The organism is Streptomyces sp. NPDC042102 (assembly GCF_055582305.1).
Map to the genome: position 1 here is coordinate 543,675 of NZ_JBVJDL010000001.1, position 23,582 is coordinate 567,256.

A 23,582-nucleotide genomic window follows, 5' to 3' on the forward strand; every position below is an offset into this window, starting at 1 on the left:
TGTGAGAGTCCTCTGACGATTCCGGAACCAGAGGAAGGCCGACAGCCGTGTGCGCTCTGCTCGTGACCCCCGCCCAGCAGCATCAGGACCCGCGCGAGGGCCAGGCGCTCGCCGTGCGCACCCTGCCGGTCCCGGAGTACCTCGCCCTTCTCGCGCGGCACGGCCGGGCGAGCTTTCTGCAGTACCCGTCCTGGGCCGGGGTAAAGGACCTCTGGCGCTCGGAAAGGGTCGGATGGCACTTGCCGTCGGGGGAACTCGCCGGGGGCGCCCTCGTTCTCTATCGCCAATTCCCCGGCACCCGCAAATACTTCGCCTACCTTCCCGAAGGGCCCGTCGCCGACTGGGCCGACCCGCACGTCGACCGCTGGCTGGACCCGCTGTTGCGCCACCTGCGCGCCGCCGGCGCCTTCGCCGTACGCATCGGTCCCACCCCCGCCTACCGGCGCTGGGACGCGGCCACCGTCAAGGCCGCCGCCGGGCCCGGGCGCCGGCTGTCCGACGTGCTCGCCAGCGAGGTGGACCCGCTCGGCAGCGCCGTCGCCGACCGGCTGCGCGCCCGCGGCTGGCAGCGCTGCGGCGGCGAGTCCGACGGCGACGCCCAGCCCCGCCACGTCTTCCGTGTCCCGCTCGCCGGCCGCACCGTGGACGGCCTGTGGGCCGGACTGAACCAGGAGTGGCGCCGTAACGTGCGCAGGGCCGAGAAGGCCGGTGTCGAGATGGTCCCGGGCAGCGCCGCCGACCTGCCCGAGTTCTACCGGCTGCTGCGGATCACCGAGGAGCGCGACGGCTTCCGGCTCGGCCGCTCCCTGGGGTACTACCAGCAGCAGTACGAGGTCCTCAACGCCGAGGCGCCCGGCCGCATGCGGCTCTACCTGGCCAGGCACCAGGGCGAGGTCCTCGCCGCGCACACCATGATCGTGGCCGGGAAGCGGGTCTGGTACCAGACCGGCGCCTCCGCCGACCACCGCCGCGAGGTCCGCCCCAGCAACGCCCTGCAGTGGCGCATGCTGTGCGACGCCCACGCGCTGGGTGCCGAGGAGTACGACATGCGCGGGGTACCCTCCACCCTTGACCCCAGCGAACGTTCATTCGGGTTGCTGCGCTGGAAGCTCGGCACCGGCGGGCAGGTCGTCGAGACGCTCGGAGAGTGGGAGACCCCGATGGACGGCTACGCCAACACGGCCCTCTACAAGGCCTTCCAGGCCTACCTGGCCCGCCGGTGACGGCGCCCGCGCCCGCCCGTTCCGCGGCCGCCTCCGACACCGCCCGCGCCACCGACACCGCCACCGACACCGCCCATGCGAGCCCGGCGAAGACCCCGGCGAAGAGCTCGGTGCTGCGCAGCGGCGCCGTCATGGCGGCCGGCTCGATCGTCTCCCGCGCCACCGGATTCATCCGCTCCGCGGTCGTGGTCGCAGCCCTCGGCACCGGCCTGCTCGGCGACGGCTACGCCGTCGCCAACACGGTGCCCAACATCATCTACATGCTGCTCATCGGCGGCGCCCTCAACGCCGTCTTCGTCCCCGAACTGGTCAGGGCCGCCAAGGAGCACGCCGACGGCGGCGCCGCCTACACCGACCGGCTGCTGACCGCGTGCACGGTCGCCCTGGTGGCGCTCACCGCCGTCGCGGTCCTCGCGGCTCCGCTGATCGTCTCGGCGTACACCGACTACACCGGCGCCCAGGCGGACACCACCCTGGCGCTGGCCCGCTACTGCCTGCCGCAGATCCTCTTCTACGGCCTGTTCACCGTCCTCGGGCAGGTGCTGAACGCACGCGGCCGGTTCGGCGCGATGATGTGGACGCCGGTCCTGAACAACCTGGTGATCATCGGCGTCTTCGGGCTGTTCCTCCTGCTCGCGCACGACACCGCCGACGGCATGAGCGCGGCCGACACCCGGCTGCTCGGCTGGGGCACCACCGCCGGCATCGTCGTCCAGGCCCTCGCCCTGATCCCCTCGCTGCGCGCCGCCGGCTTCCGCTGGCGCCCCCGTTTCGACTGGCGCGGCAGCGGCCTGGCCCGCCCGCTGCGCAACGCCGGCTGGACGGTCCTGCTGGTCCTCACCAACCAGATCGCCTACTGGGTCGTCACGCGCCTGTCCACCACCACCGGCCGGGTGGCCGCCGAGACCGGTGTCGCGGGCGGCGCGGGCTACACCGCCTACAGCAACGCGTACCAGCTGTGGATCGTCCCCCAGGGCATCATCACCGTCTCCCTCGTCACCGCCCTCATGCCCCGCATGAGCTCCGCCGCCACCGACGGCGACCTGGGCGCCGTACGCCGCGACGTCTCCTCCGCGCTGCGCTCCAGCGCCGCCCTCGTCGTCCCCGCCGCCTGCGTCTTCGCGGTGCTGGCCCCCTGGGTGATCGGCAGCGTCTTCGAGTACGGGCGCACCGGCGCCGCCGACATCGAGGTCATGGCGGGCATGCTGGTCGCGTTCGCGCCCGGCCTGATCGCCTTCTCCGGCCAGTACGTGCTCTCGCGCGGCTTCTACGCCCTCTCCGACACCCGGACCCCGTTCTTCCTCAACCTGGTCATCGCCGCCTCGAACGCGGCGCTCTCCGCCGCCGCGTATGTCGCGCTGCCACCGCGCTGGGCGGTCACCGGCATGGCCGCCGCCTCCTCCGTCGCCTTCGCCACCGGCATGGCCGTCACCGCGTACGCCCTCGCCCGCCGCCTGGGCCCGCGCGGCGCCGCCCGCGCCGGGCGCCGGGCCACGGCCCTGGGCACCCACCTGCGGCTGCTGGCCGCCTGCCTGCCCGCCGGCGCCGCCGGGTACGCCGCCGCGCGCGCCGCCGCCGGCGGCGGCGACCTCGCCGCGGCCGGCGCGGGAACCGTGGTGATCGCCGCCGTCGTCGTACTCCTCGCCCGGCCCCTGAGGCTGGCCGAGATCACCGAACCGCTGGACTCCCTGCGCCGCCGTATCGGCCGACGGCGCCAGGAAACGCCATGACCACCTGGGGACACTGACCGGATGCCACGCGTACTGCTCATCGAGGACGACCCGTCCGTACGGGAAGGGGTGGGCCTGGGCCTGCGCCGCCGCGGCCACGACGTGAGCGCGGCCGAGACCGGTGAGGAGGGCCTGGCGCGGCTCGCCGCGTTCCGGCCCGAACTGGTCCTCCTCGACCTGATGCTCCCCGGGATCAACGGCGTCCAGGTCTGCCGCCGCATCCGCGAGACCAGCCAGGTGCCCATCATCATGCTGACCGCGCGCGGCGACGACTTCGACATCGTCGTCGGCCTGGAGGCCGGGGCCGACGACTACATCGTCAAGCCCGCCCGCACCGAGGTGATAGAGGCCCGGATCAAGGCGGTCCTGCGCCGCCTGTACGACCCGGCGGCCCGGCCCGGCATCGAGTTCCACGGCGAGCTCGCCGTCGACCGGGCCGGACTGACCGTCGCCAAGAACGGCGACCGCGTCGCCCTCGCCCCCAGCGAGCTCAAGCTGCTGCTGCACCTGTCCGCCTCGCCCGAGCAGGTCTTCAGCCGCCAGCAGCTCCTCGAATACGTGTGGGAGCACAGCTACCACGCCGACGCCCGGCTCGTCGACGCCTGCGTACGGCGGCTGCGCCACAAGATCGAGGACAGTTCCGGCAGCCCCCGATACATCCAGACCGTGCGCGGCTTCGGCTACCGCTTCGGACCGCTGTGAGGGGCCGCCCGTGCCCCGCATAGCCCCGCTCGGCCTGCGCACCCGCCTGGTCGCGGCGTTCCTGCTGGTCGCCGCGATCAGCGCGGTCACCACCGCCGCCCTGACCTACCGGGAGGCGCGGACCGCCATCCTCAAGCAGAGCCAGGACACCGCGGTGGGCACCCTGCGCGACCTGACCGAGAGCCTGTCGGTCCAGCTGCCGTTCGACCAGCAGTCGCTCCAGCGCGAGGTCTCCGAGATCGGCCGGCGCGGCAAGCCCAACCCCTGGGTCGTCTACGGCGAGTACGGCGGCCTGCGGGCCACCTCCAACGTCGGCGGCCCGGCCACCTCCCGGCACATCAGCGACGCCCTGCGCACCCAGGTGCTCACCCATCCGCACGGTGTCTTCCAGCGGGTGCGCAGCGACGCCGGCACCCCCGTGCTCGTCGTCGCCATGCCCGCCGTCTTCACCGTCGACAAGGGCACCCGGCCCACCGGACTCGTCTTCTACGCGGTCATGCCGATGCAGACCGAGAAGCGGACCGTCGACCTGATGGTCGACGCCGCCCGCACCGGGGCCCTGCCGGGCCTGGCCATCGCGCTCGTCCCGGCCCTGCTCGCCGCCCGCAGCGTGCTGCGCCCCGTCCGTGACCTGCGCAAGGCCGCGCAACGGCTGGGACTCGGCCGGCTGGACACCCGGATCGAGGTCCGCGGCGCCGACGAACTCGCCGGGCTCGCCCGTACCTTCAACGAGACCGCGGGCGCCCTGGAGACGTCCGTCGAGGACCTGCGGCAGGCCGAGGCCCGGGCCCGCCGGTTCGCCTCCGACGTCTCCCACGAGCTGCGCACCCCGCTCGCCGGGATGCTCGCCGTCACCGAGGTCCTCGACGAGGAGGCCGACGTCCTCGGCCCCGACACCGCCAAGGCACTGCGGCTGATCAGCACCGAGACCGGCAAGCTGGCCGTCCTCGTCGAGGACCTGATGGAGATCTCCCGCTTCGACGCCCGGGCCGCCGAGCTCAACCTCGACGACGTGGACGTCGCCGAGGCGGTGGGCAAGACCCTGGAGCGCCGCCACTGGAACGACGGGCGGGTGGTGACCGACCTGCCGCAGGGGGTCCGGGCCCGGCTCGATCCGCGCCGCTTCGACGTGGTCCTCGCCAACCTCGTCGGCAACGCCCTCAAGCACGGGGACGCCCCGGTACGGGTCTCCGCGCGCGCCGAGTTCCGGCCCGGCGGGCCCTGGCTGACCCTGCGGGTCGCCGACAGCGGCCCCGGGATCGCCGACTCGGTCCTGCCGCACATCTTCGACCGCTTCTACAAGGCCGACGCCGCCCGGACCCGGTCCGCCGGCTCCGGGCTGGGGCTGGCGATCACCAGGGAGAACATCCACCTGCACGGAGGCACCGTCCGCGCCGGCAACGCGCCGGCCGGGGGAGCGGTGTTCACCGTGGAGATGCCGCTGGAGGCCGGCCCATGACGAGCGCGCGCCCGCGTCCCCGGAACCGGGCGGCCGGCGTGCGCGGCGGGAGGGCCGCCGTGGCCGCCGCCGTGGCCGTCGCACTGGCCGGGGCACTGCTGTCCGGCTGCGGCATCAAGCCCACCAGCGCGATCGAGGCCGGTGCCCCGGCCACCGTCAGTGTGCCCGTGGGCCCGGAGACCGCCTTCGTGTACTTCCTCTCGCCCGAGGGCCGGCTGATGCCCGCCGCGCGCCGGAGCACGCTGCCGATGCCGGCCTCCGAGGTGCTGCACCGGCTGCTGCGCGGCCCCACGGACGAGGACTGGGCGGCCGGACTGCACACCGAACTGCCCCCGGTGGACACCGTGGCCGGTGCCTCCTGGGGCGTGGAGACCATCGACCCCGCCACCATGCGGGTGAGGCTGTTCTTCCCGGTCGAGCCGCTGTCCCGGCCCGCCCGGCGGCAGCTGGTGTGCACGGTCGCCCACGCCGCACGGCCGGGTCAGGACACCGAGGTCGTGCTCACCGGCCCGGACGGCGATCTCGACGCCGAGCGCTGCCGGCTCTGAACGTCCCCGGCGTGCCGTCGGCGTACGCGGCCTTGCGCACGGTGCGTCCCGCGCCCCACCGTGGCCCCATGGATCACGTCGCACCGGATGCCGGGGCCCCCGCCGACGCCGTACCCGCCGCCGCGGACGATGTCGCATCCGACGCCGCCGACGATGCGGACGTGCCGGACGTCTTCGACCCGCGTCTGTACGCCGAGGGCCTCCCGCTCGCGCGCTACCGGCGGCTGCGCGATCGGCACCCCGTCGCCCGGCAGGCCGAGCCGGAGGTGCTGGGCTGGCCCGCCGGGCCCGGGTTCTGGGCGGTGACCCGGCACGCCGACGTGGTCCGCGTCCTGCGCGACCACCGCACCTTCTCCTCCCACCTGGGCGCGACCCAGATCCGCGACCCCGACCCGGCCGACCTGCCCTTCATCCGGCGCACCATGCTCAACCAGGACCCTCCCGGTCACGGGCGGCTGCGCCGGCTGGTCTCCCGCGCCTTCACCCCCGCGCGCGTCGACGCCTTCGAACACCGGGTGCGCGAGCGGGCCCGTACCCTGCTGCGCGCCGCCCGCGACGGCGCCGAGGACGGCAGCGCCGACGTGGTGCGCACCGTCACCGACGAGTACGCCCTGCTCAACCTCGCCGACCTGATGGGCGTACCGCCCGCCGACCGGGGCCTGCTGCTGGAGTGGACCGTACGGATCATCGGCTACCAGGACCCCGAGGACGCGCCCGCGCCCCTGCTCGGCCCCGACGGCAAGCCGCTGAATCCGCGCTCACCCGCCCTGCTGGGCGAGATGTTCGACTACGCCCGCGAACTGGCCGCCCACAAGCGGGACCACCCGGCCGACGACCTGATGAGCGTGCTGGCCACGGGCGGGCTGGACGAGGCCGAACTGAAGATGTTCTTCTTCCTGCTCACCGTCGCGGGCAACGACACCGTGCGCAGCGCCGCCCCGGGCGGGCTGCTGGCGCTGGCCCGCGAGCCCGGCGCCCACCGGCTGCTCGCCGATGGCCGGGTCCCCGTCGGACGTGCCGTCGAGGAACTCCTGCGGGTCCACCCGCCGGTGCTCAGCTTCCGCCGGACCGCCGCCGTCGACACCGAACTCGCCGGCCGGACCCTTCGCGCCGGGGACAAGGTGGTCGTCTTCCACGCCGCCGCCAACCACGACGAACGGGTCTTCGCCGACCCCGAACGCCTCGACCTGGCCCGCACCCCCAACCCGCACGTCTCCTTCGGCGACGGACCGCACGTCTGCCTCGGCGCGCACTTCGCCCGGCTTCAGCTGCGCGTCCTGCACGAGGAGTGGACCGCCGCCATGCCCGCGCCGGAACTGGCGGGCCCGCCGCGCCGGCTGGTGTCCAACTTCATCAACGGGATCACACGGCTGCCGCTTCGGGTGTCCGGGCGGCCCGGGTGACGTCCGCGACCAGCTCGGTCACGTCCGGGCCGTACGCCTGGGAGTTGACCACCTTGAGCACCAGCGCGAACGAGGCCCCCCGGTGGCGGTGGGCCAGGCGCTCGTGGTGGCGGGCCAGGTAGCGGGCGGCCGCCTGGTTGCTCACCGCGGTCTGCCCGGAGATCAGGAACACCGGGCGGGCGCCCTCCGTGTTCGTCAGCCGCGCCAGCAGCACGTGCTCCACCGTGCCCTTCTCCCAGCGGTACGTCTCCCCGCCGACGTGGATCGCGCCCCGGTCCGGCCCCGGCTCGGAGTCGAGGTTGACGCGTACGCCCGGCAGCATCGAGGCCAGGTGGGCGGTGGTGCGCGCGTTGGAGGCCGGGCCGCCGACGCAGAACTCGGCGCGCTCGCCGAAGCCCTGGCGCGCCCCGTCGTGCGTGACGATCTGCACGGTGGCCCCGCAGTCCTTGATCAGGGCCGATATCTCCAGCAGCGCGAACGCGTCGTTGCGGTGCACCGACCCCTCCGTGCCGCCCATCTGGCGGTTGACGACGAACAGGCAGTCCGACCCCGTCGGCAGCCCGAAGAAGGCCTGCTTGCGACGGAGCCCCCGGCGCCACAAGTAGGTCCGGGCGAACCAGCCGAACCCGCCGCTGATCGCGGTGGCCACCACCCCGAGCACGATGTTGCGCACGTCGTCGTTCATGCGGCGGATGGTAGCCGCAACCACGCGCTCCTGACGTGGGGGGTGCGGTGAAGTTAAAGTGCCGAGCCTAGGCCCGGCTGTCGACTGGGAGGTACGGGATGCGTCGTCCCGCCGCACGTCAGTTAGCGCTCGTCGCCCTCGCCGGCGCGCTCGTCTCCACCGGCGCCGCCGCGCCGCCGTCCGCGGGCACCCCGCCCAAGGTGCCGGTCGCCGCCGGCTACGGCGGGGCCGTCGCCAGCGCCGACGCCGACGCGTCGGCGGCCGGAATCGCCGTACTGCGCTCCGGCGGCAACGCCGTGGACGCGGCCGTCGCCACCGCCGCGGCGCTCGGCGTCACCGAGCCGTACTCGGCGGGCATCGGCGGAGGCGGCTACTTCGTCTACTACGACGCCTCCTCCCGCCGCGTGCACACCATCGACGGCCGCGAGACCGCCCCCGCCACGGCCACCGCGACCCTCTTCCAGGAGAACGGCGTCCCCATCCCCTTCGCGGAGGGCCAGACCAGCGGCCGCGCGGTCGGCGTCCCCGGCACGCCGGCCACCTGGAAGACCGCGCTGGAGGCCTGGGGCTCGCGGCCGCTGGCCCCGCTCCTGCGCCCCGCCGAGAAACTGGCCCGCGACGGCTTCACCGTGGACGCCACCTTCCGTGCCCAGACCGCGGCCAACGAGGCCCGCTTCCGGGACTTCCCGGACACGTCCCGGCTGTTCCTGCCCGGTGGTCAGCTCCCCGTCGTCGGCTCCACCTTCAAGAACCCCGACCTCGCCGCCACGTACGCCGAGATCGCCCGCAAGGGCACCGGCGCCATGTACCGCGGCCCGATCGCCGACGACATCGTCCGTACGGTCCGTACGCCGCCCGTCGACCCGGCCGCGACCCGCATCGTCCGCGCCGGTGACCTGACCGCCGGGGACCTGCGCGCCTACAGCACCAAGCGGCAGCAGCCGACGCGGATCCGCTACCGGGGCTTGGACGTGTACAGCATGGCTCCCTCCTCCTCGGGCGGCACCACCGTGGGCGAGGCGCTCAACATCCTGGAGCGCTCCGACCTCTCGCGGCTCTCCGAGGCCCAGTACCTGCACCACTTCATCGAGGCCTCCCGGATCTCCTTCGCCGACCGCGGCCGCTGGGTCGGCGACCCGGCCTTCGTGGACGTGCCCACCCAGGCCCTGCTCTCCCAGCGGTACGCCGACACGCGTGCCTGCCTGATCTCGCCCGACCGGGCGCTGACCAGCCCGCTCGCGCCGGGCGATCCGCGCAACCCCGTCCCCTGCGCCACCTCCGGCCGGGCTGCCCCGACCACCTACGAGGGCGAGAACACCACCCACCTCACGGTCGCCGACCGCTGGGGCAACGTGGTCTCCTACACCCTCACCATCGAGTCCACCGGCGGCAGTGCCATCACCGTGCCCGGCCGCGGCTTCCTCCTGAACAACGAGCTGACCGACTTCTCCTTCGCCCCGGCCGCCCCCGGCGTGCCGGACCCCAACCTGCCCGGCCCCGGGAAGCGGCCGCGCTCCTCGATGTCCCCGACCATCGTCCTGGAGGACGGCCGCCCGCTGCTGGCCGTCGGCTCCCCGGGCGGTGCCACGATCATCACCACCGTCCTGCAGACCCTGACCGGCCATCTGGACCGCGGCCTGCCGCTGGTCGAGGCGATCGCCGCGCCCCGCGCCAGCCAGCGCAACCAGACCACCACCGAGCTGGAACCGGGCCTGTGGGACAGCCCGCTGCGCGCCGAACTGGAGGCCCTCGGGCAGGGCTTCCGGCAGAACCCGGAGATCGGGGCCGCCACCGGTGTCCAGCGGCTCCCGGACGGCCGCTGGCTGGCCGCCGCCGAGAAGACCCGCCGGGGCGGCGGTTCGGCGATGGTCGTCCATCCGTACGGAAAACCGTGACCGGCGGGCAGGACTGACCGCCCGTCGGCGGTGACTGTCCGCCAGCCGTGACCGTGGCCGTCCGTCAGTCGTGACCGTGGCCGGCCGTGGCCGTCCGCGCCCTCTGACCGGCCGGGCCGGCCGGTCAGAGGGCGGTCAGGATCCGCGGACCGTCGGCGGTGATCGCGACCGTGTGCTCCGCGTGCGCGGCGCGGCTCCCGTCGACCGTCCGCAGGGTCCAGCCGTCCCCGTCGGTGCGGTAGTCGTCGGTGCCGCCCGCGATCACCATCGGTTCGATCGCGAGCACCATGCCGGCGCGCAGTCTCATGCCGCGCCCCGCCGGCCCCTCGTTGGGGACGCCCGGGTCCTCGTGCATGCTGCGGCCGATCCCGTGTCCGCCGAAGCCGTCGGGTATGCCGTACCCCGCGGACCGGACGACCCTGCCGATGGCGTGCGCGATGTCCCCGATCCGCCGGCCGGGCCGGGCCTGCTCGATACCGGCGGTCAGGGCGGCCTCGACCGTCCCGATCAGCCGCAGGTCGGCGGGGCGGGCCGTGCCGACGGTGAAGCTGACGGCGGCGTCCCCCGCCCATCCGCGCAGCCGGGCGCCGCAGTCGACGCTGACCAGGTCGCCGTCGCGCAGCCGGTAGCCGTCCGGGACGCCGTGCACGATCGCGTCGTTGACGGAGGCGCACACGACCGCCGGGAAGGGGACGGGCGCGAACGACGGCCGGTAGCCGAGGAAGGGCGAGCTCGCGCCCGCCTCCCGCAGCACCGCGCGGGCCGTCCGGTCCAGGTCCAGCAGGGAGCTGCCGACCCGCGCGCTCGCGCGGACGGCTGCCAGGGCGCGCGCGACGACCCGGCCGGCCTCGCGCATCGCGTCGATCTCGTGATCCGTCTTGAGTTCCACCATGCCAATAACTATACCGGTATAAGAATCCCGCCGACGTCCCTTGTGGACAACCGGACCGGTATTAGAATGGGGGGCATGGTCCGTACCCCCCTGACTCCCGAGGAACGCGAGCGCGGCGAGCGTCTGGGCGCCCTGCTGCGCCAGGCGCGCGGCGGCCGCAGCATGGTCGAGGTCGCCGCGGCCGCCGGGCTCTCCGCCGAGACGCTCCGCAAGATCGAGACCGGCCGGGCGCCCACGCCCGCCTTCTTCACGGTGGCCGCCCTCGCCCAGGCCCTCGCCCTGTCGATGGACGAGATCGTGAGCCACTGCGCCTGCGCGCCCGCCTGACGCCCGCCCTGACCGGCCCCCGGACCGGCCCCGGGACCGGCCCCCGGGCCGAGCCGCCCGGACCGCCCGGCCCGGACCCGCTGTCCTGCCCACCCCGGCCTCGCCGTCCCGCCGATCGGCCCAATCGGTGATCGGCGGGCCCCGGCGCGGGGCAGGGGTGAGGGAGTGTCAGCCAGGAACGCATCCCAGCAGCTCGGCATCGGCCTCCTCGGCGCGCTCCTCGCCGGCGGGCTGCTGCTCGCCACCTGCGCGGTGCCCGAGGGTCGGACCCCGCCCCGGGGCGGCACCCCGGCCGGCGCCGGGGAACCCGCGGCCCGCCCCGACCGGCCCCCCGCACCCGCCCCCGGCCGCTGACCCTTCCCGGGCTCCGGGAGGCGTCGACCGGCGAGGGCTACCCTCGCGCCCATGAGTCTTGAGAACCTGGCCCGGAGCCGTTACGTCAGCCTCACCACCTACCGCAAGGACGGCACACCCGTGGCCACCCCCGTGTGGGCGGTCGCCGAGGCGGGCGAGCTCTTCGTGTGGACCCGTACCCACACCTGGAAGGTCAAGCGGATCCGCAACAACCCCCGCGTCACCGTCGCCGCGTGCGACGTGCGCGGACGCCTCGACGAGGGCACCCCGGTCCTGGAGGGGCGGGCCCGGCTGCTGGACGAGGCGGGCCTGAAGCGGGTGCGGCGGATGATGTCGCGCAAGTACACGTGGCAGTACTGGATCGTCGACGTCCCGGCCACCATCGCCCGCGGCGGGAAGCGTCCGCACACCGCGATCGCCGTCAAGCTTTGAGACTCTCGTAGTCCGCCCGTAACACGGATGGGATGCAATGCCCTCCATGGAGACGGCGATGAGTGAACTGGCCGCGTACATACGCGGGTTGACGGCGCTGCTCGACCCGGCCGCAGGATGGTACGGCGAATTCCTGCGGCGGGACCCGGACGGAGTGCGGGCCTGTCTGGACGGCTCCGCGATCCCCCCGTGGGACGTCGTGGAGTCCCTGCTCCAGGACCTGGCGGCGACCCGGGGCACCGACCTCGCACAGCGGCACTCCCACCGGATCGCGGACCTGCGGCGGGCGGCGGTCACGGCCTTCGACCGCCGCCCGGGCGGCGCGGCGGACCTCCACGCGCTGCTCGCCTCGGCAGCCGCCGAGCGCGCGGCCGCCGAGGCCGCCGTCCGCACCCTGACCGCCCGGCTCTCGGCCGCCGCCCCCTCGGGCCCGGCGGGGCGGCCCCGCGCGGACCGGCCCGAGGCCTCGGACCGCGAGCTCCTGGCCCACGAACTGTCCTGGACCCGCGACGACCTGGCCCGCGCCGCCGCCCGCGTGGCGGACCTGTCGGACCGGCTGCGCGTGCTGGCCGCGGCGCCCGAACCCCCCGCCCGGACCCTCGCGGAAGCCGCCGCCCAGGCACCGGCCGACCCCGCGCGGCAGCTGCCCGGCGTCCCCCGGCAGCGCGCCGCCGCCCCGGGCGAGGCCGTCGTCGCCCCCGAACCCGCGGTGCGCTCGCTGGGCGCCGCCCGGCGGCTGCGGTCCGGCCGCCGCTCCGGGGGAGCGCGGTACGCCGGCACCGACAGCAGCGCACCGGCACCCGCCGGCCCGCCCGCGGTCATACCGCCACCGGCGACCGGACCGCGCGGCGCCCGCTTCGGCCACCCCGCCGCGGCCGCCGCCCGTACCGGCCCCGGCCCCTTCTCCGGCACGCACCCGGAAGCGTGGCCGGCACCGGATACCGCACCGCAACAGGCATCGCGGCAGGCTCCGCAGCAGACATCGCAGCCGGCGCCGCAACCGGCACCGGAACCGGACGGCGCCGCCGCCCGGAGCACCGGCGAGCTCGTCGCCGAACTCATCGCCCTGCGCTCCCAGGGCCGCACCGGAGAGGCCCACGCAGTGCTCTGCGAGGCGGCGGCCTGGCCCGCCGGCCGGCTGCCGGGCCTGGCCGGGGAACTGGAGCGGGCCGGGCTCGGCGCGGACTGGGGACTGCTGCTGTGGGAGGCGGCCTCGCTGCCGCCCGATCGGCTGGCCGCGGCCGCCGCCGCGCTCGGCGAGGCGGGCCGTCTGGACGACTGCGGGCGGCTGTTGCGCCAGGGCATCGCACGCCCGGCCGACGAGATCGCCGACGCCGCCCTCACGCTGGCCGCGGCCGGCCGGGAACGGGAGGCCGGCGTGCTCCTGGACGCCTTCGTCCGCGTCCGCACCGCCGAGGAGGCCGCCCGCCTGGCCCGGCGCGACCCGCGGTGGTTCGCCCCGCGCCTGCTGAGCGCCGCGCGCGCGGTGTCCGACGTACGTCACCGCGACCTCCAGTACGCCCTGCGCGTGGTCAGAGACTGACCGCAACCCGGCGCAGCCGGACCTAACTTGATCGATTGCGCCATCCGTGCGCGGTGGTCTTGCCCGGAGGTGTGACGGGGCTTACGGTCTCGTACCTACGCAGATCGTCTACGTGCGTAGAGGCCGGCGTCCCGTCGCAAGGAGCAGCTCATGGCCCACATCGTCCGCGCCGCGCTCGTCCAGGCCACCTGGACCGGCGACACCGACTCGATGATCGCCAAACACGAGGAGCACGCCCGCACCGCTGCCGCCCAGGGCGCGCAGATCATCGGTTTCCAGGAGGTGTTCAACGCCCCCTACTTCTGCCAGGTCCAGGAGCCCGAGCACTACCGCTGGGCCGAGCCCGTCCCGGACGGCCCGACCGTCCGCCGGATGCAGGATCTCGCCCGCGAGACCGGCATGGTGATCGTCGTCCCGGTCTTCGAGATCGAGAAGCAGGGCTTCTACTACAACACCGCCGCCGTCATCGACGCCGACGGAAGCTACCTCGGCAAGTACCGCAAGCACCACATCCCCCAGGTCAAGGGCTTCTGGGAGAAGTACTACTTCCGCCCGGGCAACCTCGGCTGGCCCGTCTTCGACACCGCCGTCGGCCGGATCGGGGTCTACATCTGCTACGACCGCCACTTCCCGGAGGGCTGGCGCCAGCTGGGGCTGGCAGGCGCGCAGCTCGTCTACAACCCCTCCGCCACCCACCGCGGCCTGTCCGCGTACCTGTGGCAGCTGGAGCAGCCCGCCGCGGCCGTCGCCAACGAGTACTTCATCGCGGCCATCAACCGCATCGGCCAGGAGGAGTACGGCGACAACGACTTCTACGGCACGAGCTACTTCGTCGACCCCCGCGGCCAGTTCGTCGGTGAGCCCGCCAGCGACAAGGAGGAGGAACTCCTCGTCCGCGACCTCGACTTCGACCTGATCGACGACGTCCGCACCCAGTGGGCCTTCTACCGCGACCGCCGCCCCGACGCCTACGGAGGGCTCGTACAGCCGTGACCGACCCGATCCCGCTCCTCCACCGCCACCGGGCCGTCATGCCCGACTGGCTGGCCCTGTACTACGAACGCCCCCTCGAACTCACCCACGGCGAGGGCCGGCACGTCTGGGACGCCGACGGCAACCGCTACCTCGACTTCTTCGGCGGCATCCTCACCACCATGACCGCCCACGCGCTGCCCGAGGTCACCAAGGCCGTCGCCGAGCAGGCCGGCCGCATGATCCACTCCTCGACGCTCTACCTCAACCGGCCGATGATCGAGCTGGCCGAGCGGATCGCGGCGCTGTCCGGCATCCCCGACGCCCGGGTCTTCTTCACCACCTCCGGCACCGAGGCCAACGACACCGCCCTGCTGCTGGCCACCGCCCACCGCCGCTCCAACCAGGTTCTGGCGATGCGCAACAGCTACCACGGCCGGTCCTTCTCCACCGTCGCCGTCACCGGCAACCGCGGCTGGTCCCCGACCAGCCTCTCGCCGCTGCAGACGTACTACGTGCACGGCGCCGTCCGCGGCCGCGGCCCCTTCGCGCACCTGAGCGACGCCGAGTTCACGGCGGCCGCCGTCGCCGACCTCGAGGACGTGCTCGGCCAGGCCCGCGGCCAGGTCGCCGCGCTGATCGCCGAACCCGTCCAGGGCGTCGGCGGGTTCACCGCCCCGCCCGACGGCCTCTACGCCGCCTTCCGCGAGGTCCTCGGCCGGCACGGCATCCTGTGGATCAGCGACGAGGTGCAGACCGGCTGGGGCCGCACCGGTGAGCACTTCTGGGGCTGGCAGGCGCACGCCGAGAACGGCCCGCCCGACATCCTCACCTTCGCCAAGGGCATCGGCAACGGCATGTCCATCGGCGGCGTCGTCGCCCGCGCCGAGATCATGAACTGCGTCGACACCAACTCCATCTCCACCTTCGGCGGCTCCCCGGTCACCATGGCCGCGGGCAACGCCAACCTGGCCTACCTCCTCGAGCACGACCTCCAGGGCAACGCCCGCCGCGTCGGCGGCCTGCTGCTGGAACGGCTGCGCGCCATCGCGGCCGGGCTGCCCGCCGTACGCGAGGTCCGCGGCCGCGGCCTGATGGCCGGCATCGAGCTGACCCGGCCCGGCACCGACCGGGCCGACCCGGACGCGGCCTCTGCCGTCCTGGAGGCGGCCCGCGAACGCGGCCTGCTGCTCGGCAAGGGCGGCGGCCACGACACCAGCGTGCTGCGCATCGCACCGCCGCTCACCCTCACCGTCGCCGAGGCCGACGAGGGCGCCGAGATCCTCGCCGAGGCCCTGCGCACCGCCACCGCCACCGCCACCTAGCCGGGGGAGCCGCACCATGACCTTCCGCACCCTGATCCGCGGCGGGCTCGTCATCACCGCCGCCGACGAGCTGCACGCGGACGTCCTGATCGAGGACGGCCGGATCGCCGCACTCGCGGCACACGGCACGGCCGCGGCCGAGTCCTGGACGGCCGACCGCACCCTCGACGCCACCGGGAAGTACGTCATCCCCGGCGGCGTCGACGCCCACACCCACATGGAGCTGCCCTTCGGCGGCACCTCCGCCTCCGACACCTTCGAGACCGGCACCCGGGCCGCCGCCTGGGGCGGCACCACCACCATCGTGGACTTCGCCGTCCAGAGCGTGGGCCAGTCCCTGCGCGAGGGCCTGGACACCTGGTACGCCAAGGCCGACGGACAGTGCGCCGTCGACTACGGCTTCCACATGATCCTCTCGGACGTCAACGAGCACACCCTCAAGGAGATGGACCTGCTCGTGGAGGAGGGCATCACCTCCTTCAAGCTCTTCATGGCCTACCCCGGGGTGTTCTACAGCGACGACGGGCGGATCCTGCGCGCCATGCAGCGCGGCGCGGCCAACGGCGGGCTGATCATGATGCACGCCGAGAACGGCATCGCCATCGACGTCCTCGTCGAGCAGGCCCTGGCCCGCGGCGAGACCGACCCCCGCCATCACGGGGAGGTCCGCAAGGTGCTGCTGGAGGCCGAGGCAACGCATCGCGCCATCCAGCTCGCCCGGGTGGCCGGCTCCCCGCTGTACGTGGTCCACGTCTCCGCGGAGGAAGCGGTCGCCGAGCTCGCGGCCGCCCGGGACAAGGGCCTGCCGGTCTTCGGCGAGACCTGTCCGCAGTACCTCTTCCTGTCCACCGACAACCTCGCCGAGCCCGACTTCCAGGGCGCCAAGTACGTCTGCTCCACCCCGCTGCGCCCCAAGGAGCACCAGGCGGCGCTGTGGCGGGGCCTGCGGACCAACGACCTCCAGGTGGTCTCCACCGACCACTGCCCGTTCTGCTTCCGCGGCCAGAAGGAGCTCGGCCGCGGCGACTTCTCCAAGATCCCCAACGGGCTGCCGGGGGTGGAGAACCGGATGGACCTCCTCCACCAGGCCGTCCTGGACGGGCACATCAGCCGCCGCCGCTGGATCGAGATCGCCTGTGCGACCCCGGCCCGGATGTTCGGCCTCTACCCGCAGAAGGGCACGATCACCCCGGGCGCCGACGCCGACATCGTGCTCTACGATCCGCACGCCGAGCAGGTCATCTCCGCCGAGACGCACCACATGAACGTGGACTACTCGGCGTACGAGGGCAGGCGGATCACCGGGCGCGTCGACACCGTGCTCTCGCGCGGCGAACTCGTCATCGACCGGCGCCAGTACACCGGGCGGGCCGGGCACGGGGCCTTCGTCCCCCGCTCCACCTGCCAGTACCTGTAAGGAGTCGCGATGGACTTCGGTCTCGTCCTGCAAACCGACCCGCCCGCGTCGCAGGTCGTCAGCCTGATGAAGCGCGCCGAACGCAACGGCTTCCGCTACGGCTGGACCTTCGACTCGGCGGTGCTCTGGCAGGAGCCGTTCGTCATCTACAGCCAGATCCTGGCCAACACCCAGAAGCTGCACGTCGGCCCGATGGTGACCAACCCGGGCACCCGCACCTGGGAGGTCACCGCCTCCACCTTCGCCACCCTCAACGACATGTACGGCAACCGCACCGTCTGCGGCATCGGGCGCGGCGACTCGGCGATGCGCGTCGCCGGCCGCAAACCGAACACCCTGGCCCGCCTCGGCGAGGCGATCGACGTCATCCGGGACCTCGCCGAGGGCCGCGAGGCGACGGTCGACGGCAACCCGATCCGCATCCCCTGGATCAAGGACGGGAAACTGCCCGTCTGGATGGCCGCGTACGGACCCAAGGCGCTGGCCCTGGCGGGGCAGAAGGCCGACGGGTTCATCCTCCAGCTCGCCGACCTCTACCTGACGGAGTGGATGGTCAGGTCGGTCCGCGAGGCCGCCGCGGCGGCGGGCCGCGATCCGGCCGCGATCACGATTTGCGTCGCCGCCCCGGCGTACGTGGGCGAGGACCTGGCGCACGCCCGGGACCAGTGCCGCTGGTTCGGCGGCATGGTCGGCAACCACGTCGCCGACCTGGTCTCCCGCTACGGCGAGCACTCCTCGATGGTCCCCGACGAGCTGACCGAGTACATCAAGGCCCGGCAGGGCTACGACTACAGCCACCACGGCCGCGCCGGGAACCCGGCCACGGACTTCGTGCCCGACGAGATCGTGGACCGCTTCTGCCTGCTGGGCCCGCCGGCGGCGCACATCGAGAAGCTGCGCGCCCTGCGCGACCTCGGGGTCGACCAGTTCGCCGTCTACGACATGCACGACGCGAGGGAGACGACGATCGACGAGTACGGCGCCGAGATCATCCCGGCGGTCAACGGCTGAAGCCCCCGGGCCGTGCGGGCCGACTCGGTGGTCGGTCCGCACGGCCCGGGGTGAGCTGCGGTGTCCGGGCCCGGCCCGGTGCCGGTCAGCTGATGGAGCGGATGGCACCCCAGCCGCCGGCGCCGACCTGGACGCTCGGGCCGTCGATCGGGCCGTGGATCGAGGTGCCGCCCTTGTAGAACTTCAGGGTGCCGTCGCCGGCGGTGGCCCACATGTCGGCGGTGCCGTCGCCGTTCGCGTCGGCCGCGCCGGCGATCAGGGGCCGGAAGGCGGTGGTGTACGCGGTGCCGTACTCGGTGCGCGAGCTGAAGGTCTTTCCGTCGGGCTGGCCCATGTAGTGGTACAGGATGCCGTCCCGGGTGTCGCGGGCGAGCAGGTCGACCCAGCCGTCGTGGTCGGCGTCGCCGGGGGCGGTCAGGTCCATGACGTCCCAGCCGCCGTTGCCGATCACCACGGGCGTGCCGACGGCCGCTGCGGTGCCGACGACACCCGGGTAGAGGAAGAGCTTGTTGGTGTGCTTGACGAGCAGGTCCGGCTTGCCGTCCCGGTTGGTGTCACCGACCGCCACGACCTGTGCGGTGGTGGGCAGGCCGCCGGCAATCCTGATCGGCGCGCCCAGGGAGCCGTTGCCGAGGTTGGGGTAGACGCGGAGCTCGCCGCCGACGCGGGCGACGACGTCCTCCATCGCGTCGCCGTTCCAGTCGCCCCGGTGCGTCACGGAGGCGCCCGACCAGCCGCCGCTGCCGATGACCGTGGGCGTGCCGAGGGCACCGGTGCCCGTACCGGGGTACAGCCGCAGCTTGCCGGCGTCGTCGACCGCGACGAGGTCCGGCTTGTTGTCGCCGGTCAGGTCGCCCGGAGCGGCGTACGAGGTGCTCGCGACCCAGGCGCGCACGTCGTCCACGCGGGTCGCGACGGCCCCGGTACGGGTTTCCGTGGCCGGCGTGCCGAGGCATCCGCCCTGCCACGAACGGCTGGTGACGGCGAGGAGCTCCTGGGTGCCGCCTGTTTCGCGCAGCACGGGGCCGCCCGCGTCGCCCTTGCAGACGACCCCGTCGCCGGAGGCCGTCAGAGCGAGGTCGGCCGAGCCGTCGCCGGCCGCCGTGAACGACGCGGTGTGCAGGCGGTCGGGAACCCAGCTCGTCTTCGTGCGGCCGAAGCCGGCGGCACGCACCGCCTCGTCGGCCGCCGCGGGCCTGGTGGCCAGGACGGCCGGCTTCAGGTGGGCGATGCCGGTGTCCAGCTGCACCATGACCAGGTCCCGGTCGGGGTGCGGGACGAGCTGGATCGCGGAGCGGGTGGCTCCGGCGGTGGTCTGGGTCAGGTCCGGCCGGCCGACGGTGACCGTCGTGGCGGCCTTGGGCTTGCCGGGCTGGACACGGCCCGTCGCGTCGGCGAAGCAGCTCGCGGCGGACAGGACCCACCGGGGGGCGACGAGGGTGCCCGTGCAGGCCCGGTCGGTGTCGCCGATGACGATGCTGGCGGTGTGGGCGTGGGCGGCCGCGTCGGCGGCGGTTCCCTGCAGGGCCTGCGAGGGCGTGGCGAGCAGGCCTGCGGCCACGAGGGCGACGACGGCGGCGCCGCCGGTGGTGCGAGCTCTGCGCCTACGTGCGTGGGACATGACGTTCTCCGGAAGATCGAATCAGATCGAATTCAAGGGGTCCGGCCGTGCGACACGGCGGACGGAAGTGGGGGGCGCACGCGACGGTGCGGCGGGCACTCCCCGCCGCACCGTCGGTGAACGGGCTACGAGGAGACGGAGATCTCGACGAGGACGTGATCGCGGCGCTCGGGGTCGGCGGCCTCGCCCACGCCCTTCCACTCGTTGGGGGCGACCGTCACGTTCTGCTTGCTGCCCTCGGCGGTCAGCGTCACATCGGCCTGGTGGGCGGCGTCGCCCTTCATCCCGTAGACCGCGGGGATCTCCAGGCTCAGGTAGCCGGTCTTCCCGGTGACGCGGAAGCAGATCTTGCCGTTGGTGCGCGAGTACACCTCCATCAGCCCGGTGGCCGAGGCGCAGTCGGCGAGCGTGACGTGCCCGTCACCGCGCTTGAGGGTGATGCCCAGTTCGGTCTGGATCCTGCCGGCGTCCGGGTAGGCGAAGTCCTCCACCGCGTAGGGCGGCAGGTCGCCGCTCGCCGGGGCGGCCGCGGCGGCCGGGGTGCCGGTGGCGTACGTGGCGCCGACGGCGGCGGCGACGCAGGCCGCCGCGGCCGTGGCGGTCACGAGGACGCGTCGTACGAGCTTCATGGTGCTGGTGTTCCTTCTCGTCTGGTGGGAGTGGGCCCGTTGCGGCGGGCGACGGGCCGGGGTGGTGACCGGGGGTGAGGGCTACCAGGTCAGCAGTCCGATGAGGGGAGTGACCACGTCCGAGGCGACCTGGGCGACCTTGGCGCCCACTTCTTCCGCGATGCCGAGCTTCTTGAAGACCGGTCCCCTGCCGAGGGTGGCTCCGCCGAGGATGAAGATGCCGAGAGCCGAGTGGAACTCGCCGCTGTCCCAGCCGTACGCCTGTCCCGTGAAGTAGGCGCTCGCCCCCTGCAGGGCCAGGGAGACGCCACCCAGGACGAGGGCCGCCGTTCCCAGGACGGGTGAGGCCGGGCTGGGCACCAGGGCGGCGAGGCCGACCACGACCGATGCCCAGCCGGTGATCGTGCTCCAGTGCCCCGTGACGGACGCCCAGTCCTTGTCGCTGCTGGTGTCCTGGGGCCACAGGCCCACGTCCACGTACCACGGGGTGTCGTTGTCGGCGGTCTGGGACGGGTTGGTTCCGGCCTGCTCGTGCCGCTTCGCCTCGGCCGCGGCCGCTTTCGCCGCCGCCTCGATCTCGGCCCGCCGCTTCGCCTTCGCGATGCGTGTGGCGCCGCTCGCGGCGTCGGCGGCGGCCTTGGCGTCCTGCCCGGCCTGCTGGGCCGAGGCGTGCGCGCGCGTGGCGGACGCCTGGGCGTCCGACGCGTAGGACAGGGCCTGCCGGGCGGAGCCGACGGCCTGGCGCATCGAGTGGTTCGCGGACCGGGCCGCACCGCGCGCCGAGGAGGCCGCCTGCTGCGCGCTCTGCGCCGACTTCGCCGCCGCGGCGGCCGACAGGTCGGCGGCGTCCGCGTGGGCCTTGGCGTCCCGTGCCGAGTTCTCGGCGTCCTTCGCGTACCCCTGAGCCTTCTCCTGCCACTTGACCGCGTCCGCCGCCGCGCTCCGGGCGTCCGCCGCCGCCTTGGACGCCCAGGCGGCGTGTTCCAGGGCCTTCGCCGCGACCTTCGCGGCGTGCGCGATCGCCGCGCGCATCGCGGCGACGTGGGTGGCGTGGTCCTCGTCCAGGCGGGCGACGTCGAACTTGTCGTGGAGGACGAAGTTCCGTCGCATGCGGGCGGGTCCCTCCAGGACGATCTGCGCGGCCGACTTCATGTACGGGCCACCGGACGAGAGCAGCCCGAACACCTCGGCCTGGTCGTCCGTCTTGACGGCCTCCAGCAGGTCCACGGTGAGGAAGCGGTGCAGGGCCGCGGCGCTCCCGTCGCCCAGCGCGGCCTCCGCCTTGGCCTTCACGGCCTTGCCGGGATCCTGGTTCAGGATCTCGAAGACCGTGACGCGGTTCTGGGTGGCGGCGGCCTCGACGACCCCGGTGGTGAGGAAGTCGCGCGCGGCGTTCGGGTCGTCGCTCGCCAGGGCCAGGTGGGCGGCTTCGGCGACGGCGGTCCCGGCCGCCCTGGCGATGGCCAGAACGGCCTCCCGGTCGTCCTGCTGCTCGGCGAGGAGCCGGTCGGTGTCGATCCAGTTGGCGACGTCGTGGTCGGTGCCCGCGAGGGCGAACTCGGCCGCCTCACGCGTCCAGTTGCCCGTGGAGTCGAGGAGCTTGACCGCCGCCTTCCGGCCGGCTGTGACGGCCGTGGCCGTGTCGCCGGCCCGCAACGCCTGTCCGGCGGCGGCGACGAGGTCCTTGATGTCCGAGCCGGTCCGGTCCGCCTGCGTGCGTTCCCGGGCGCCCCGGCCCGCCTCGGCGATCTCGGCCTGCGCCCCGAGGCGGGCCTCCTCGACCCCGAGTTCGGTGTCCTCGGCGAGGCGGGCGGTCTCCGCCGCCCGGGCCGCCTGCTCCACCGCCTGCGCCTCCTTGACCGCGTCGGCGGCCGTGCCGGCCGCGCGCACGGCGGCGTCCGCGTAGGCGGTGGACCGCTTGGCGTACTCGATCGCCTTGCCCGCGTTCGCCGCGGCGTCCTCGGCCGCCGCGGCGGCGTTCTCGGCGTGGGTGGCGGCGCTGTTCGCCGCGTCGCGTGCCACGCGTGCGGCGGCGGCGGACCGGTTCGCCAGGGTCTGGGCGGTGCCCGCGGCCCGAGTGGCCCGCGCGGCCGCGGCGTTGGCCTCGATCGCCGCCGCCCTCGCCACGGCGGCCTGGGACTGGGCCCGGCCCGCGGAAGCGGCGGCGTCGGCGGCGGCGCCGGCCGCGGCCGCGGCGTTCTGGGCCGCGCTCGCGGCGGCCGCGCCGGCGGAGGACGCCTGCTGGGAGGCCGAGGCGGCCTGGTCGGCGGCCGCCGCCGCGGTACGGGCCCGGCCCGCGGCGTCCCGCGCCCCCTGGGCGGCCTGGCGCGCGGCGGAGGCCTTGGAGGCGTCCTTCGAGGCGGCGATGGCGGCGCCATAGGCCCGCGAGGCCGCGTGCCCCGCGGAGGCGGCGGCGCCCGCGGCGGCCTGAGCGGCCCGAGCGGCGCGGCCCGAGGCGGCCTGAGCGGTACGGGACGCGGCGATGGCGGTACTGGCCGCGCTCGCGGCTCCGCGCGCGGCGCTCGCCGCGCTGTTCGCCGCGCCGGCCGACCGCTTCACGTCGTCCTGGGCCGCCCGCGCCTCGGCCGCGGCCTTCAGAGCGGCGGCCTTCGCCTTCTCGGCCGCTTCCTTCGCCCGGTTGGAGGCGGCGACGGCCTGCTCCGTCTGGAGCTTCGCGCGAGCGCCCTCCCGTATCACGATCTTGACCAACTGGTCGATCGTCGCGGCCTCTTCGTCGCGGGACCGCGCGATGTACTGCCCGGAGAGGAGGAACTGGCGGATCGCCTGGGGCGAACCCTCGCCCAGAGCGCGCTCCGCGTACTTCTTCACCTCGGGGGAGGCGGTGGTGAGGATCGTGAAGACCTCGGCCCGCTCGTCCTCCTGCTGCGCCGTGTGCTGGGTCTCCTCCAGGAACTTCCGCAGGGCCGCCCTGGTGCCCTGGTCGAGGGCCTTGGTCGCCTCCCGCCGGACGGCGGTGCCGCTGTTGTTCATGATGGTGAGCACCGCCGCCCGCAGATCGGTCAGCACCGACGACGCGTAACCGTCGGCCAGGTAGGCGGTGATCGCGGCGTCCCCGGCGGACAGCGCCGTGCCGGCGCTGTCACGGACCGACTTGTCCGCGTAGGGCAGGACGGTGAGGACGGCGAAGCGGTTGTCGTCCGCCTTCGCGACGGGCAGCTCGTCGGCGAGGAAGGCCGACACGGCGGCCGGGGAGCCCGCCAGGGCGACGGCCGCGGCCTCCCGGACCGCCCGGCCCCCGGTCTTGTACGCCCACACGGCCCTGCCCCGGTCGCTGTCGGGCAGGCCGCTGCCCGTGCCGGCCGGGGCGCCGTCGGCGGCCCGGGCCGGACCGGCGGTCAGGGTGATGACGGACGGCAGGGCCGGAACCGCGGCGGCTCCGGCCAAGGTGCTGAG

At 74.3% G+C, this 23,582-nt stretch carries 20 protein-coding genes; 15 read left to right on the forward strand and 5 right to left on the reverse strand.

Annotated features, from left to right (window positions below; genetic code table 11):
- Nucleotides 1-113 precede the first annotated feature (113 nt).
- The 6 genes from ACZ6KO_RS02230 to ACZ6KO_RS02255 all read left to right on the forward strand — a co-directional run bounded on the left by ACZ6KO_RS02230 (nucleotide 114) and on the right by ACZ6KO_RS02255 (nucleotide 7,065).
- The gene (locus ACZ6KO_RS02230) at nucleotides 114-1,223 is read left to right on the forward strand and encodes a lipid II:glycine glycyltransferase FemX (protein ID WP_469301473.1); all 1,110 of its coding nucleotides are present in this window, start codon (nucleotides 114-116) and stop codon (nucleotides 1,221-1,223) included.
- Between the two features lie 110 nt (nucleotides 1,224-1,333).
- The gene (murJ, locus tag ACZ6KO_RS02235; RefSeq protein WP_469301476.1) at nucleotides 1,334-2,953 is read left to right on the forward strand and encodes a murein biosynthesis integral membrane protein MurJ; all 1,620 of its coding nucleotides are present in this window, start codon (nucleotides 1,334-1,336) and stop codon (nucleotides 2,951-2,953) included.
- Nucleotides 2,954-2,974: 21 nt separating this feature from the next.
- Complete coding sequence (locus ACZ6KO_RS02240; protein WP_401449792.1) at nucleotides 2,975-3,655, forward strand: response regulator; 681 nt, start codon at nucleotides 2,975-2,977, stop codon at nucleotides 3,653-3,655.
- 10 nt (nucleotides 3,656-3,665) lie between these two features.
- Entirely contained in the window at nucleotides 3,666-5,114 is a 1,449-nt protein-coding gene (locus tag ACZ6KO_RS02245; protein WP_469298888.1) for an ATP-binding protein, read from the forward strand.
- The gene (locus tag ACZ6KO_RS02250; RefSeq protein WP_469298890.1) at nucleotides 5,111-5,662 is read left to right on the forward strand and encodes a hypothetical protein; all 552 of its coding nucleotides are present in this window, start codon (nucleotides 5,111-5,113) and stop codon (nucleotides 5,660-5,662) included. Before ACZ6KO_RS02245 ends, ACZ6KO_RS02250 begins: the two co-directional genes overlap by 4 nt.
- 68 nt (nucleotides 5,663-5,730) lie before the next feature.
- Entirely contained in the window at nucleotides 5,731-7,065 is a 1,335-nt protein-coding gene (locus tag ACZ6KO_RS02255) for a cytochrome P450 (protein ID WP_469298893.1), read from the forward strand.
- Here the strand turns inward: ACZ6KO_RS02255 and ACZ6KO_RS02260 are convergent.
- Nucleotides 7,025-7,750: a hypothetical protein gene (locus tag ACZ6KO_RS02260; RefSeq protein WP_469298895.1), complete on the reverse strand. Its 726-nt coding sequence runs from the start codon at nucleotides 7,748-7,750 to the stop codon at nucleotides 7,025-7,027. The genes ACZ6KO_RS02255 and ACZ6KO_RS02260 overlap by 41 nt on opposite strands.
- A gap of 98 nt (nucleotides 7,751-7,848) precedes the next feature.
- On the opposite strand from ACZ6KO_RS02260, the gene ggt reads away from it, so the two are divergent.
- Nucleotides 7,849-9,645: a gamma-glutamyltransferase gene (ggt, locus tag ACZ6KO_RS02265; protein WP_469298897.1), complete on the forward strand. Its 1,797-nt coding sequence runs from the start codon at nucleotides 7,849-7,851 to the stop codon at nucleotides 9,643-9,645.
- Between the two features lie 124 nt (nucleotides 9,646-9,769).
- Here the strand turns inward: ggt and map are convergent, their stop codons facing one another.
- Nucleotides 9,770-10,537 (reverse strand): type I methionyl aminopeptidase, encoded by a 768-nt coding sequence (gene map / locus ACZ6KO_RS02270; protein WP_469298900.1) that lies wholly within the window; start codon nucleotides 10,535-10,537, stop codon nucleotides 9,770-9,772.
- Nucleotides 10,538-10,612: 75 nt separating this feature from the next.
- On the opposite strand from map, the gene ACZ6KO_RS02275 reads away from it, so the two are divergent.
- The 8 genes from ACZ6KO_RS02275 to ACZ6KO_RS02310 all read left to right on the forward strand — a co-directional run bounded on the left by ACZ6KO_RS02275 (nucleotide 10,613) and on the right by ACZ6KO_RS02310 (nucleotide 17,918).
- Nucleotides 10,613-10,864, forward strand: a complete 252-nt coding sequence (locus tag ACZ6KO_RS02275) for a helix-turn-helix domain-containing protein (protein ID WP_401449811.1) — start codon at nucleotides 10,613-10,615, stop codon at nucleotides 10,862-10,864.
- Nucleotides 10,865-11,029: 165 nt separating this feature from the next.
- On the forward strand, nucleotides 11,030-11,218 hold the full coding sequence (locus ACZ6KO_RS02280) for a hypothetical protein (RefSeq protein WP_469298903.1): 189 nt from the start codon (nucleotides 11,030-11,032) through the stop codon (nucleotides 11,216-11,218).
- A gap of 51 nt (nucleotides 11,219-11,269) precedes the next feature.
- Complete coding sequence (locus ACZ6KO_RS02285; protein WP_469298905.1) at nucleotides 11,270-11,650, forward strand: PPOX class F420-dependent oxidoreductase; 381 nt, start codon at nucleotides 11,270-11,272, stop codon at nucleotides 11,648-11,650.
- A gap of 58 nt (nucleotides 11,651-11,708) precedes the next feature.
- The gene (locus ACZ6KO_RS02290; protein ID WP_469298908.1) at nucleotides 11,709-13,193 is read left to right on the forward strand and encodes a hypothetical protein; all 1,485 of its coding nucleotides are present in this window, start codon (nucleotides 11,709-11,711) and stop codon (nucleotides 13,191-13,193) included.
- A gap of 150 nt (nucleotides 13,194-13,343) precedes the next feature.
- Nucleotides 13,344-14,186, forward strand: coding sequence for a nitrilase-related carbon-nitrogen hydrolase (locus tag ACZ6KO_RS02295; RefSeq protein ID WP_469298910.1), 843 nt, complete (start codon nucleotides 13,344-13,346; stop codon nucleotides 14,184-14,186).
- Between the two features lie 38 nt (nucleotides 14,187-14,224).
- Nucleotides 14,225-15,490 (forward strand): aspartate aminotransferase family protein, encoded by a 1,266-nt coding sequence (locus ACZ6KO_RS02300; protein ID WP_469301478.1) that lies wholly within the window; start codon nucleotides 14,225-14,227, stop codon nucleotides 15,488-15,490.
- Between the two features lie 16 nt (nucleotides 15,491-15,506).
- Nucleotides 15,507-16,907: a dihydropyrimidinase gene (gene hydA, locus ACZ6KO_RS02305; RefSeq protein WP_469298913.1), complete on the forward strand. Its 1,401-nt coding sequence runs from the start codon at nucleotides 15,507-15,509 to the stop codon at nucleotides 16,905-16,907.
- Between the two features lie 9 nt (nucleotides 16,908-16,916).
- Nucleotides 16,917-17,918 (forward strand): TIGR03842 family LLM class F420-dependent oxidoreductase, encoded by a 1,002-nt coding sequence (locus ACZ6KO_RS02310; RefSeq protein WP_469298915.1) that lies wholly within the window; start codon nucleotides 16,917-16,919, stop codon nucleotides 17,916-17,918.
- Nucleotides 17,919-18,003: 85 nt separating this feature from the next.
- Here the strand turns inward: ACZ6KO_RS02310 and ACZ6KO_RS02315 are convergent, their stop codons facing one another.
- The 3 genes from ACZ6KO_RS02315 to ACZ6KO_RS02325 form a co-directional block, all read right to left on the reverse strand.
- Nucleotides 18,004-19,539: an FG-GAP-like repeat-containing protein gene (locus tag ACZ6KO_RS02315; protein ID WP_469298918.1), complete on the reverse strand. Its 1,536-nt coding sequence runs from the start codon at nucleotides 19,537-19,539 to the stop codon at nucleotides 18,004-18,006.
- Nucleotides 19,540-19,664: 125 nt separating this feature from the next.
- Nucleotides 19,665-20,168, reverse strand: a complete 504-nt coding sequence (locus tag ACZ6KO_RS02320; protein ID WP_469298921.1) for a hypothetical protein — start codon at nucleotides 20,166-20,168, stop codon at nucleotides 19,665-19,667.
- An 81-nt stretch (nucleotides 20,169-20,249) separates the two neighbouring features.
- The gene (locus ACZ6KO_RS02325) at nucleotides 20,250-23,573 is read right to left on the reverse strand and encodes an ALF repeat-containing protein (protein ID WP_469298924.1); all 3,324 of its coding nucleotides are present in this window, start codon (nucleotides 23,571-23,573) and stop codon (nucleotides 20,250-20,252) included.
- Nucleotides 23,574-23,582 lie beyond the last annotated feature (9 nt).